Origin of the sequence: Mesorhizobium sp. Mes31 (assembly GCF_024519675.1) — a bacterium.
In the GTDB taxonomy this organism is placed as follows: Bacteria; Pseudomonadota; Alphaproteobacteria; order Rhizobiales; family Rhizobiaceae; genus Mesorhizobium.
This window is the reverse complement of sequence record NZ_JALJRL010000005.1, coordinates 322,205-335,331: the sequence shown is the minus strand read 5'-3', so window position 1 is coordinate 335,331 and position 13,127 is coordinate 322,205. Positions and strand designations below refer to the sequence as shown.

General features: G+C 62.4%; 8 protein-coding genes. 2 read left to right on the top strand and 6 right to left on the bottom strand.

Going from position 1 to position 13,127, the window contains the following annotated elements; genetic code table 11:
• Positions 1-39 precede the first annotated feature (39 nt).
• The 4 genes from NR193_RS11725 to NR193_RS11710 all read right to left on the bottom strand — a co-directional run bounded on the left by NR193_RS11725 (position 40) and on the right by NR193_RS11710 (position 5,782).
• Positions 40-462, bottom strand: a complete 423-nt coding sequence (locus NR193_RS11725; protein WP_256750986.1) for a GFA family protein — start codon at positions 460-462, stop codon at positions 40-42.
• 145 nt (positions 463-607) lie between these two features.
• Positions 608-1,739 (bottom strand): peptide chain release factor 2 gene (gene prfB / locus NR193_RS11720; RefSeq protein ID WP_256750985.1). Its coding sequence is split into 2 segments (ribosomal slippage): positions 608-1,672 and positions 1,674-1,739, totalling 1,131 coding nucleotides; the frame shifts between segments, so codons are not numbered across the junction.
• A 122-nt stretch (positions 1,740-1,861) separates the two neighbouring features.
• Positions 1,862-4,306, bottom strand: coding sequence for a penicillin-binding protein 1A (locus NR193_RS11715; RefSeq protein ID WP_256750984.1), 2,445 nt, complete (start codon positions 4,304-4,306; stop codon positions 1,862-1,864).
• A 213-nt stretch (positions 4,307-4,519) separates the two neighbouring features.
• Positions 4,520-5,782, bottom strand: coding sequence for an N-acetylmuramoyl-L-alanine amidase (locus NR193_RS11710; protein WP_256750983.1), 1,263 nt, complete (start codon positions 5,780-5,782; stop codon positions 4,520-4,522).
• Positions 5,783-6,432: 650 nt separating this feature from the next.
• On the opposite strand from NR193_RS11710, the gene NR193_RS11705 reads away from it, so the two are divergent.
• Positions 6,433-9,363 carry a ribonuclease E/G gene (locus tag NR193_RS11705; RefSeq protein ID WP_256750982.1) on the top strand — a complete coding sequence of 977 codons (2,931 nt, stop codon included), beginning with the start codon at positions 6,433-6,435 and terminating at the stop codon, positions 9,361-9,363.
• A gap of 104 nt (positions 9,364-9,467) precedes the next feature.
• On the opposite strand, the gene NR193_RS11700 is transcribed toward NR193_RS11705, so the two are convergent.
• Positions 9,468-10,397, bottom strand: coding sequence for a glutaminase (locus NR193_RS11700; protein WP_256750981.1), 930 nt, complete (start codon positions 10,395-10,397; stop codon positions 9,468-9,470).
• 4 nt (positions 10,398-10,401) lie between these two features.
• A complete protein-coding gene (locus NR193_RS11695; RefSeq protein WP_256750980.1) occupies positions 10,402-11,550 on the bottom strand; it encodes a pyridoxal phosphate-dependent aminotransferase in 1,149 nt (382 codons plus the stop codon).
• Between the two features lie 145 nt (positions 11,551-11,695).
• On the opposite strand from NR193_RS11695, the gene NR193_RS11690 reads away from it, so the two are divergent.
• The gene (locus tag NR193_RS11690; RefSeq protein ID WP_256750979.1) at positions 11,696-13,096 is read left to right on the top strand and encodes a M48 family metalloprotease; all 1,401 of its coding nucleotides are present in this window, start codon (positions 11,696-11,698) and stop codon (positions 13,094-13,096) included.
• The last annotated feature ends 31 nt before the right edge of the window (positions 13,097-13,127 follow it).

The window sequence follows — 13,127 nt, the reverse complement described above, 5'->3', positions numbered from 1 at the left end:
TGTGAGTCGGCGCAAGAAATTGCTGGTGGCCGGCCGACGCTATTGGTCGGCGGCTTTGGCAGCCACGACATGCTCTTCATATTGCGGCAACTCGTCGGTGATGGTGAACCAGCTTGCCTTCGAACCCACGAAAATGTGGGCGGACGGACGGATGGACGGCTCGTCGACAAGGGTCCCCATGGCGACATGGAAGAAGGTTGCTTCGCGGACCAGCGAATAGAGCAGTGAACCACACAGCCCGCAGTGCGCGTCATGGCCGCTCTGGTCGCCAAAGATCAGAAGGTTGCTCTTGCCTTGCGTCAAGACAAGCTTGTCGCGCTCGATACCGGCGAACGGCTTGAAGGCCGAGCCGGTGGCTCGTCGGCAATTGGAGCAGTGGCAGTTGGCCGCGTAAGCGAACTCGTCCTTCACGACGTATTGCACAGCACCGCAGAGGCATTTTCCGGCAAGCTTGCGAGCCATCGCCCACCCCAGATCCATGTCAAGCCGCTGTTCTGAGGCCTGAAGCGAGCTGCGTTGAAGCGGAGCCACGCAACGCGCTTTAAGTCACTGTTCTTACGCATTTCTTTGCCCCCAAGTCGCTGCGCGCATTTGGGGGCAACATGCGTCAATCCAGGTCCGCCACAACCTCACCCGCACCGCCCTCGATACGCTGCGACAACGAGGCTTCCATGAAGTCGTCGAGGTCGCCGTCGAGCACGCTCGACGGGCTGGTGCTCTCGACGCCGGTGCGAAGATCCTTCACCAACTGATATGGCTGCAAAACATAGGAGCGGATCTGGTGACCCCAGCCAATATCGCTCTTCGACGCTTCGGTGGCGTTCGCAACCGCCTCACGCTTCTTCAGCTCTTCTTCGTAGAGGCGCGAGCGCAACATCTCCCAGGCCTTGGCCTTGTTCTTGTGCTGCGAGCGTTCGGCCTGGCAAGCGACGGCGATGCCGGTGGCGAGATGGGTGATGCGCACTGCCGAATCGGTGGTGTTGACGTGCTGGCCGCCCGAGCCGGACGAGCGATAGGTGTCGATGCGGACATCGGATTCGGAGACATCGATCTCGATCGTGTCGTCGATGACCGGATAGACCCAGATGCTGGCAAATGACGTGTGGCGGCGTGCATTGCTGTCGTATGGCGAAATGCGCACCAGGCGATGGACGCCCGATTCCGTCTTCAGCCAGCCATAGGCATTATGGCCCTTGATCAGCAGCGTGGCTGACTTGATGCCGGCTTCTTCGCCGTCATGCACTTCCAGTATCTCGACCTTGAAGCGGCGACGCTCGGCCCAGCGCGTGTACATGCGCAGCAGCATCGAGGCCCAGTCCTGGCTCTCGGTGCCACCGGCGCCTGCATGGACTTCGAGATAGGTGTCGTTGGCGTCGGCCTCACCCGACAGCAGCGTCTCGATCTGGCGGGCCTTTGCCTCGCCGCGCATCGAACGGATCGCGGCTTCGGCCTCGGCGACGACGCCTTCGTCGTGCTCTTCCTCACCGAGCTCAATCAGGCCGATATTGTCCTCGAGCGCCTGCGTCAGCCCCTTCACCGACGCGATGCCTTCCTCGAGGCCCTGGCGTTCGCGCATCAGTTTCTGCGCTTCCAGCGGTTCGTTCCAGAGGCTGGCGTCCTCGGCGCGCACATTGAGGTATTCAAGCCGTTTTATGGCCTGATCCCAGTCAAAGATGCCTCCTCAGCAGGGTTATCGCCTGCCTGATCTCGTCGACGATGTTTTGCGTTTCCGCGCGCATGGCTGGCTGTTCGTCCTGTTTGCTGAAATGGCGATCGGTCGGCGCGATACATAGGGAGGCTGCCGCCGGCTGTAAAGCAAAATGGGCTGGCGCAAGGCCAGCCCATCCGCCCATGAAAATCGTCAGTAAAGACCGCCGCCGCCGTCCTGTATAGCCTGGTTGGCCTGCGGCGACAGCGCGCCACCGGAACCATTGGAGCCGTCGGCGCCCATGCCGATCACCCAATAGCTGTCGGCGGGACCGGTACCCGGCTTGAAGGCTTCGATGATGGTGCCCGGATCGCCCGACGCGGCACGCATGCCGGTCTTGCGATTGATGGCGACCAGATTCATGCCATCCGGAACCTTGAAGTCGACATTGGGTGTGCCGTCCAGCGCCACCCGCATGAAGTCCTTGAAGATAGGCGCGGCGAGACCACCACCGGTGGCGCCATGGCCAAGCCCGCGCGGCGTGTCGTAGCCCATGTAGAGACCGACGACGAGGTTGGGCGTGTAACCGATGAACCAAGCGTCCTTTTCGTCGTTCGTCGTTCCGGTCTTGCCCGCGATGTGGCGGCCAAGTTCACCGATGGTGGCGCCGGTGCCGCGCTGCACCACACCTTCCATCATCGAGGTGATCTGATAGGCCGTCATCGGATCGAGCACCTGCTCGGAATTGTCGACCAGTTCCGGCTCCGGCTGGTTCTGCCATTCGGGCGCATTGCAGCCTTCGCAGCCGCGCTCGTCCTGCTTGAACACCGTCTTGCCGTAGCGATCCTGGATACGGTCGATCAGCGACGGCTTGATCGACTTGCCGCCATTGGCCATGATCGAATAGGCCGATACCATGCGCATCACGGTCGTTTCGCCGGAGCCCAGGGCCATCGGCAGATACGGTGCCAGGTGATCGTAGACACCAAAGCGCTCGGCGTATTCCACCACCAGCTTCATGCCCATGTCATTGGCAAGCCGCACCGTCATCAGGTTGCGCGACTTCTCGATGCCGGAGCGCAGCGTCGCCGGGCCCGCCACCGTGCCGTCGTAGTTCTTCGGTGTCCAGGTGGTGTTGCCGCTCTGGATGGTGATTGGCCCGTCCATGATCACAGAGGCCGGCGTATAGCCATTGTCGAGCGCGGCCGAATAAACGATCGGCTTGAACGAAGAACCTGGCTGACGCATGGCTTGCGTTGCACGATTGAATTCCGACTGTGCGTAGGAGAAGCCGCCGACCATGGCCAGCACGCGACCGGTATGGGGGTCCATGGCGATAAGGCCACCCTCCACCTCAGGAACCTGACGCAGGCTGTAGGCGCCTTCGGCGCCTTCGTTCTTCTGCACAAAGATGACATCGCCCGGCTTCAACACGTCCGCCGGCGACTTGGCCTTGACGGTCTTGCCACCGACGACATGGCGCATGGCGAAACCCATGTCCTCCTTGCTGACGGTGCCTTCGACGCGTTCCTTGACGATCTCGCCCGACGCCTGGCGCGCGGGCTGCAGGCCGATCGACAGACCGGACTCCGAACTGTCGAGCACGACGGCGAGCGACCATTCGGGCACATCTTCCAGTCCTTTGACGGCACCCAGTGCAGCGCCCCAGTCACCGGACACGTCGATTGACGTCACCGGCCCGCGATAGCCGCGCAACGTGTCGTATTTCATCAACCCATTCTGCATCGCCGTGCGGGCGATGAGCTGAACTTTCGGATCAAGGGTCGTGCGAATGGAAAGGCCGCCCTCATAGAGCGCATTCTCGCCATAGCGGGCGATGATCTGCCGACGAACCTCTTCGGTAAAATACTCGCCCGCGAACAAATAGGAGCCGGTGCGGCGTGGGACGACGCCAAGCGGCTCGGCCTTCGCCTTCGCACCCTCTTCAGGGGTCACGTAACCGTTCTCGACCATCTGGCCGATGACCCAGTTTCGCCGCTCAAGCGCACGATCGGCGTGTTTGAAGGGATTGTAGTTGGCCGGACCTTTCGGGAGCGAAGCCAGATAGGCGGCTTCGGCCACGGTCAGTTCGTTCACCGACTTATCGAAATAGGTCAGTGCGGCGCCGGCGACACCATAGGCGTTGAAGCCAAAGAAAATCTCGTTGAGATAGAGCTCAAGGATACGATCCTTGGAATAGGCCTGTTCGATGCGGAACGAAAGGATGGCCTCCTTGGCCTTGCGTTCCAGGGAGCGCTCGTTGGTGAGAAGGAAGTTCTTGGCAACCTGTTGGGTGATGGTCGAACCACCCTGCATCGGTCCACCCGAAACGTAAGTGAGCATGGCCCGGCCCAGTCCCGTTATGTCGACGCCAGGGTGGGTATAGAAGTTCTTGTCCTCGGCGGACAAAAAGGCCGCCTTGACCCGATCCGGGATCGCCTGAATCGGCAAATACAGACGCCGTTCGCGCGCATACTCCGCCATCAGCGAGCCATCCGAGGCATGGATGCGGGTGGTCACCGGCGGCTCGTACTTGGCCAGCACTTCGTAGTCAGGCAGATCCTTTGCTACATGGCCGATGTAAAGCGCAACGCCCGCCGCGACCAGAAGGGCCAGCGTCGTGCCGATGCCGAAAAAATAGCCAATGAGACGAATCATACCCGCTCCAGTCCTTGGTTCGGGAATTTCCTAGACGAAGCCGCCTTTCGCGCAAGCTTTCGAACCGGTCCCAAACCGCAATCGAAAACCCATGTCGCCACCATGTGGACAAAATACGGCAATGACTGATTTCGTGACCGCAAGGCGGAAATAAAGGCACCAGGTGTTGTCGTCGCGCAACGCCGCCTCTGGTTGCAGGCGCCGCCGGGCATGTCAGCCGCCGGCACCCGCTCCGGTACGGGCGGAGGCGAACAATGCGACGGCGTTGGTGATGCTTTGAGCTGCCTTGCCGCGCCAACCGGCGTCGAGCAGCTGCGCCTCGTCCTTGGCATTGGAGAGATAACCGAGTTCGACCAGAACGGATGGCACGTCCGGTGCTTTCAGCACCTTGAATCCGGCGGAACGCTGCGGATTGTTGATGAGGCCGACACTGGTCGAAAGCTGTCCGACCAGCGTGTGGGCGAAACTCATCGAGAAATTGTGCGTCTCGCGGCGGATCAGATCGATCAGGATGTCGGTCACCTCCTTGTTGTCGTTCTTGATTTCCATGCCGGCGAACTGGTCGGAGAGGTTTTCGCGGTCGGCGAGCGCCTGCGCCTCGGGATCCGAAGCCTTGTCGGATATGGTGTAGACGGTGGCGCCGCGGATGCCCTTGACGCTGATGGTGTCGGCATGGATGGAAATGAGCAGATCGGCCTCGTGCTGCCTGGCGATGCGCACGCGGTCGTCCAGGCGCAGGTACTCGTCGGTATCGCGCGTCATGAAGACATCGTATTTGTCGACGGCTGCGAGCTTGTCCCGCAACTCCGTGGCGAAGGCGAGCGTGACATTCTTCTCGATCGTGCCGTTGAGGCCCTCGGCGCCGCCGTCGATGCCGCCATGGCCAGGATCGATGACAACGGTGAAGCGGTGACCCGGATTGGAGACCGGCCCGGTGCCGACCCGCCCCCCCTTGTCGGTCGAAACCGTCGAGCCAGTGGTCAGCGCCTGATTGGCAAGTGCGGCGTCAAACTCCCGTTCGGAGGCGGCCGACATGTCGATGGCGATGCGGTAGCCAGTTCCATCCTCGTTCTTGAGCACATCGAGCTTGTCGACGGCGAACGGCCCCTTGCCGGTGAGAATCAGCCGCGAAACGCCATCGCCGAGCGCGCCCAGACGTACGCCCCTGACCAAGCCGCGCGCCTTCAGGTCCTTGGCGCCAATTGCAAATCTCGTATTCGCGAGATCGATGACAAGGCGGTTGGGACCGCGCAGCAGGAACCATTTGACATCAGGTTCGCGATCGAAATCGATGACGATGCGCATCTTGGTGGCATCGCCCGCCATCTTGTAGCCGGTTGCCACGAGCGGTGCGTCGGCGGCATTGGCAACGGCGGAAAAAGCGGAAGCGACCACCAGCAGCAGCAAAAGACAAAAGACGCCGAGAATCTGGCCGCCAACACGACATCCCTTGTCTGTGAAGTCCGCCAGTCCCATCTCTTTCCAGTCGCTCCCGGTTTGGCGCAGGCGCCCGGTCGTTTCGTCGAAGTGCCGGTTAGGCCGCGAATTCGATTAACGATTGGTATCCAGAGAAGGTTAACCAAGCCTTTTCATGCAAGGGTCTGAACCTGTTCTTACGTTACGGAACCGCTTTTTGCCGGCATCGGAAATCGGGGTTGCCTTCCACCCCGCCAAATCATAAAAGCGATGGTGGATCACTGCAATCCTGGAACCGCCCTCCTCCGCAGCTTCCTGCTACAGGGTCAGACGAAGGGCGGCTCCTTTCGCTTCACGCGAAAAGGCCTCAGGTGATCGCGACGAATTTCGCAGGTGTGCGCCCGTGGCGGGGGAATCGCCTGCGTGAGGAAAACGGCCGGGTTTGTTCCCGCGCCGGCTCTGTATGAGCAAACAAGCTGGTCCGGTTTGCCGGGCTTTGGTTCAAAAGGTTCTGCTGGTGACGATGGCTTCAAGCGCAATCATGGAAAGGTCCGCATCAAACCGCGCCATTATGGCTGCGGGCGGCACCGCCATGGCGCTCAAGCGGCGGCCGGCGGACATTCAGACATCCGGCACCCACACTCCAGACACGCAGCAGCAAGCATTGCCTCGCAAGCTGCGGCTGACGGCTGCCGGGGGGAAACGAAATAATGCCCAACAAAATGCTGATAGACGCCTCCCACCCGGAGGAAACACGAGTTGTCGTCGTACGCGGTAACCGTATCGAAGAATTCGACTTTGAATCCCAGGACAAGAAGCAGCTCAAAGGAAATATCTACCTCGCCCGCGTAACGCGCGTCGAACCCTCCCTTCAGGCAGCCTTTGTCGAATATGGCGGCAACCGTCACGGTTTTCTCGCCTTCAGTGAAATACACCCCGACTACTACCAGATTCCGGTCGCCGACCGTCAGGCACTGCTGCGCGCGGAAGCGCAGGAGGCTGAGGACGAGGAGGACGAGGACGGCGAAGGCGACGATCGCCAGAGCCGCGATCGCGGACGGCGCGGGCGCCGGCGTGGCGGCAAGAGCCGCGACCGCGGTGAACACAGGCGCGATGCGGGCGCAGCCGATTCCGGTGAGGCAGGCGAAGGCAACGACAACAGCGGCGATGCCGATGCGGTTGCTGAAGACGCCTCTCCGGCTTTCGAGACCATCGAACACGCTGCCGATACATCGGAACACGCCGCTACGTCCGACCATAGCGAGGATTCAGCCGACCAGGGCGAAACCGAACCCCGCGAAGGCGGTCCCACGTCCATCGCGGCCTCCATCGAGGCCGATGTGATTTCCGAAGCCGTCCCGCAGGCGGAACAGGGAAGCGAAGCGACGTCCGGCGACAACGATCGTGGCATGCTGGAGGAGGTGCAGTCATCGCATCCGGATGATCACGAGATCGAATCGGTCGGCGCCGAGGATGCGCTGGAGGAAGTGCGCAACCGCCGCAAGCCGGTGCGCCGCCAATACAAGATCCAGGAAGTGATCAAGCGCCGGCAGATTCTGCTGGTGCAGGTCGTCAAGGAAGAACGCGGCAACAAGGGCGCCGCACTGACAACCTATCTTTCGCTCGCCGGCCGCTATTCTGTGCTGATGCCGAACACGGCGCGCGGCGGCGGCATTTCGCGCAAGATCACCAGCGCGGTCGACCGCAAGCGCCTCAAGGAGGTGGTTGCCGATCTCGAAGTGCCGCAGGGCATGGGCGTCATCCTGCGCACCGCCGGCGAGAGCCGCACCAAGGCCGAGATCAAGCGCGACTACGAATACCTGATGCGGCTTTGGGAAAATGTCCGCAATCTCACCTTGCAGTCGACGGCCCCTGCCCTGGTCTATGAGGAAGGCAGCCTGATCAAGCGTTCGGTGCGCGACCTCTACAACAAGGATATCGACGAGATCCTCGTCTCCGGCGAGGAAGGCTATCGCGAGGCCAAGGACTTCATGCGCATGCTGATGCCCAGCCATGCCAAGGTCGTCCAGCCCTTCCGCGACACGACGCCGATCTTCGTGCGCAACGGCATCGAGGCACAGCTCGACCGCATGCTGCAGCCGCAAGTGACGCTGAAAAGTGGCGGCTACATCATCATCAACCAGACCGAGGCGCTGGTCGCTATCGACGTCAATTCGGGCCGCTCCACCAAGGAGCACTCGATCGAGGACACGGCGCTCCATACCAATCTGGAAGCGGCGGAGGAAGTCGCCCGCCAGCTCAGGCTGCGCGATCTCGCCGGCCTGATCGTCATCGACTTCATCGACATGGAGGAGAACCGCAACAACCGCTCCGTCGAGAAGCGGTTGAAGGACCACCTCAAGAACGACCGCGCGCGCATCCAGGTCGGCCGCATCTCGCATTTCGGCCTGATGGAGATGTCACGCCAGCGCATCCGCGCGAGCGTGCTGGAATCGACCATGAAGCCCTGCCCGCACTGTGGCGGCACCGGCCATGTGCGTTCCGATTCGTCCGTCGCGCTGATGGTGGTGCGGGCGATCGAGGAATTCCTGCTCAAGGATTCGCGCAGCCACATCACCGTGCGGACACCGGCGGCCACTGCGCTCTATGTGCTCAACCACAAGCGCGGTACGTTGGTGGAACTCGAAAGCCGCTTCGGCCTGACCATCACCATCGAGGCCGACGATTCGGTTGGTGCGCAGCACTATGCGATCTTCCGCGGCGCGCTGGCTGAAAAGCCGGAAGGCTTTGTCGAAGCCCGGAGCTTCCCGGCCTATGTCGAGCCGGACGAGCCCGAGGACGAGATTATCGCCGTGGAGGAAGACGACGAGGCACCGGCGCAGGCCGAGCAGCCCCGCCAGCAGCCGCAGCAACAGCAGCCGCGACCTGCCAGCGGAGAGGAAGGCGAAGGCCGTGACCGCAAGCGTCGCAAACGCCGCAGGCGGCGCGGTGGCAAGGATCGCGATCGCGAACATGGCGCCGCTACGGACGGTGCCTCTGTCTCCGCTCCGGCGGGCGATTTCTCCGAATCGGCGAACCCGACAGACGACGACACCGAAACGGACGACACTGCTCCGCTCGGCGCTGCCGAAACGGACGAAACGGTCCAGGCTTCGGATGAGGGCCAAGGCAAGAAGCGTCGGCGCGGCAAACGCGGTGGCAAGCGCAACCGCCGTGAAGACGGTGAAGGCGAGACCGAGGCAAGTGTCGGCGAAACGACCGAACCTTCCGAGGGCGACGCTTCCGCAAGCGAGGCTGCATCGATCGAGCCGGTTATCGCCGCGCCCGTCGAAGAGCCAGTGGCTGCGGTGAGCGACGAGGTGCCGAGCGCCGAGAAGCCCAAGAAGCCGCGTCGCGCAGCCAAGCCGAAGAAAGCAGCGGCCGAAGCCGTCGCCGAGGCGACTTCTGTCGAAGTCGCCGAGGAAGCACCAATCGAGGCTCCGGCGGCGGTTGCGGACGAAACGGTGGTCGCGGCTGTCGAGGAAAAGCCCTCGAAGGCCCGGCCGTCACGGCGCAAGCCGGCGGCCGTCGATGCGCCGGTCGTGCCGGTTGTCTCTTCAACCGTCGCGGATGAGCCGGCAGCCAAAACCGAGGACAAGCCGAAGCGCGCAGGCTGGTGGCAGCGGAAGGGCTTTTTCTAAACCTTTCAGTCGCTTGAGTTGATTTTTTGACAAAAGAGAGTCCCGTGCCGTTCGAAAAACGGCGCGGGATTTTCATATCTGGCGTTCTGACAGCTGGCGATATGCTATGGCGCGAAGATCGACCAGTTCATCATCCTGGCCAGCTTTTCCAGCGCGATCGACCCCAGCTTGGAATTGCCGTTGGCGTTGAGGCCAGGCGACCAGACGGCAAGCGAGGCGACGCCCGGCACGATGCCCAGTATGCCGCCGCCGACGCCGCTCTTGCCGGGAATGCCGACGCGGAAGGCAAAGTCGCCGGAGCCGTCATAGTGGCCGCAGGTCAGCATCATCGCGCCGATGCGGCGCGCACGCTCGGCCGACACCACGGAATGCCCGGTCGCCGGGTTCTTGCCGCCATTGGCGAGGAAACGGCCGGCGAGCGCCAGTTGCCGACAGCTCATGGCGATGGCGCAGTGGTGGAAATAGACGCCCAGCGCCAATTCCGGCTCGTGGTTGAGATTGCCGAAGGATTTCATGTAGTTGGCAAGCGCGAAATTGCGATAGCCGGTCGCCCTTTCGGAAGCGGCGACCTCGCGGTCGATGATAATGGTCTCGTCATCGGCCAGGAACTGGATGAAGCGCAGGATTTCACCGATCGCCTCGCGCGGCTGGTGGCCGGCAAGCAGGATGTCGGAAATGACAATGGCGCCGGCATTGATGAACGGATTGCGCGGAATGCCGTTCTCGTGCTCGAGCTGCACGATCGAGTTGAACGGATTGCCCGACGGCTCGCGTCCGACCCGCTGCCACAGCGCGTCGCCGACATTGCCGAGCGCCAAAGTCAGCGTGAACACTTTCGAGATGCTCTGGATCGAAAAGGCCTCGTCGGCGTCGCCCGCCATCAGCACACGGCCGTCATTGGTGACGGCGGCGATGCCGAACTTCTTGGGATCGACCTTGCCGAGCTGCGGAATGTAGGTGGCGACATTGCCACGATCGGTGCGTTCGGCCATTTCGGCGGCGACTTCGGCCAGCGCCTGCTCGAGTTCCGGCATGATGCTACCTCAACCAGCGTTCGATGCGCGCCATCGCCTCGACCATGTCGTCGTGGCTGCCGGCATAGGAGAAACGCATGGTGCGGTGCCCTGCCTGGGTGTCGAAGTCGCGGCCGGGCGTTGCGGCCACATGCGCTTCCGCCAGCATCTTTCGCGCGAAGGCCATGCTGTCATTGGTGTGCCTGGTGACGTCGCAAAAGGCATAGAAGGCGCCATCCATGGGTGCTGCCAGCGAAAAACCGAGTTCCGGCAGACGTTTCATCAGGAGCTCACGATTCCAGGCGTAGCGGCCCTTGACCGCCTCCAGTTCCTCGGTTGCGGCGAAGGCCTCGATCGCTGCGATCTGCGACAGTTCCGGCGGCGAAATGTAGAGGCTCTGGGCGATGCGCTCGACCGGCCGCACCAGCTCTTCCGGCAGCACCATCCAGCCGATGCGCCAGCCGGTCATGCAATAGTATTTCGAGAAGGAATTGATCACAGTCACGCTGCTTCCATAGGCGAGAGCCGTGGTGTCGGGGGCAGCGTAGGCCAGCCGATGGTAGATCTCGTCGGAGATCACCGCGATGCCGAGGTCTTGCGCCGTCTTCACCAACGCCGACAGTTCGGCAGCGGGAATGACAGCGCCAGTTGGGTTGGCCGGGCTGGCAAACAGAACGCCCTTCAGCGGTTTCTCGCGATGCGCGGTCTCGAGATGGCCGGCATGCAGGTAGGCCTCGTCGCCAAGCTCGATCTCGACCACCTCGATGCCGAGCGCTGCCATGATGTTGCGATAGGCGGGATAGCCGGGCGTGGCGATGGCGACGCGGTCGCCAGGATCGAACATGGCCAGAAAGGCGAGGTTGAAAGCGGCCGACGATCCGGTGGTCACCGCGATCCGGCTGGATGGAACATCGAGGCCATAGTGATCGGCATAATGTTCGGCGACCGCCTTGCGCAGGGCGGCGAGGCCGAGCGTGTCGGTGTAGCCGATGCGTCCGTGCTGCAAGGCCTTGCCTGCCGCCGCGCGAACGCGGGCAGGTGCCGGATCGGAGGGCTGTCCGACAGCCATGGAAACAACCGGGACACCCTGGGCCTTCAGCCGGTTTGCCTCGGCCAGGATGTCCATCGCGTGGAACGGCTCGACATTGCCACGACGTGAGAGCGAAACGACCATTTAACCAATATTCCCGCTGGCTGAAGGCGCCAACTTCTGGCGCATGCGCCGCACAAATGCCCGATTGATGTGAGGATCACAAGTTGAGGAAGTTTCCGGTGCCGACTTTTCATCCTTCGCCCGCTCGTCTACCAGTGGACACGTCATGTTGAGCCGACCCAGATCGACGATTGCCCAGGCAGCGCGCGTCTTCGCGACGCTTTCGCTCGGGGCTGTTGTTGCGGTGGCGAGTTCGGTCAGCGCCTTCGCCCAGAACGTGCCCGTGATACGCGATGCCGAGATCGAGGCGCTGGTGCGCGACTATGCGCGGCCGATCTTCAAGGCGGCGGGACTGGCGAATGACGGGATCGACATTGTCCTGGTCAACGATCAGAGCTTCAATGCCTTCGTCACCGGACGCCGGTTGTTCATCAACACCGGCGCGCTGATGACGGCCGAAACACCCAACGAGATCATCGGCGTCATCGCGCACGAAGCCGGCCATATTGCCGGTGGCCACCAGCAGAAACTGCGCGACCAGCTCGAACGCGCCAAGACGATGGCGATCATCGCCACATTGCTTGGCGCCGGCGCCATTGCTGCCGGCGCCGCCACCAACAGCCGCGGCCTTGCCGGCGCCGGCATGGGCGTGGCGGCCGGCGGCGGCGAGATGGCCCAGCGCAGCATCCTCGCCTATCAGCGCACCGAGGAGATGACCGCCGACCGCTCGGCGATCACCTATCTCAACGCCACCGGCCAGTCCGGCATGGGCATGCTGAAGACGTTCCACCGTTTCCAGACGGCGCTGTCGCTGTCGGGCGCGCAGGTCGATCCCTACCGGATCAGCCATCCGATGCCGCAGGATCGTATCGCCAATCTCGAAGTGCTGGTGAAGCAAAGCCCTTACGTCGACAAGATCGACCCGCCGGCGCTGCAGCAGCGGCACGACATGATGCGTGTGAAGATCGCCGTCTACATGGACGGCCAGGCGGCCGCGTCGCGGCTGATACGCAAGATGCCGGGCAGCCTCGCCGCGCAATATGGCGATGCCCAGGCGACCTACCTGTTCGGCGACATCGCCACCGCGCTCGCCAAGACCAATGCACTGATCAAGACCCAACCGAAAAACGCCTATTTTCAGGAATTGCGTGGCGATATCCTGATGAAGGCGAACAGGCCCAAGGATGCCGCGGACGCCTATGCCAAGGCGGTCAGCCTCGATCCGGCGCGGTCAGGCCTGCTGCCGGTTTCCTGGGGCCAGGCGCTGATGGCCATCGGCACGCCAGACTCCCTGAAAAAGGCAGTGGTGCAGATCAACAACGGTCTGGGGCGCGACAAGGAAAATTCCGCCGGATACCGTTACCTCGCGCAGGCCTATGGCGAACTGGGTGACATCCCGGGCGCCGAACTTGCTACCGCCGAAGGTCACTTCTATTCCGGCAACTACAAGGATGCGAAGATTTTCGCCATGCGGGCGCAGCAGCAGATGAAGCGCGGCGAGCCGCGCTGGCTCCGCGCTCAGGACATCATAAACTACACTCCGTCAAACAAGATCAAGATCAAGTGAACCTTTCGGCCACGCGCTGCGACACAGCCGG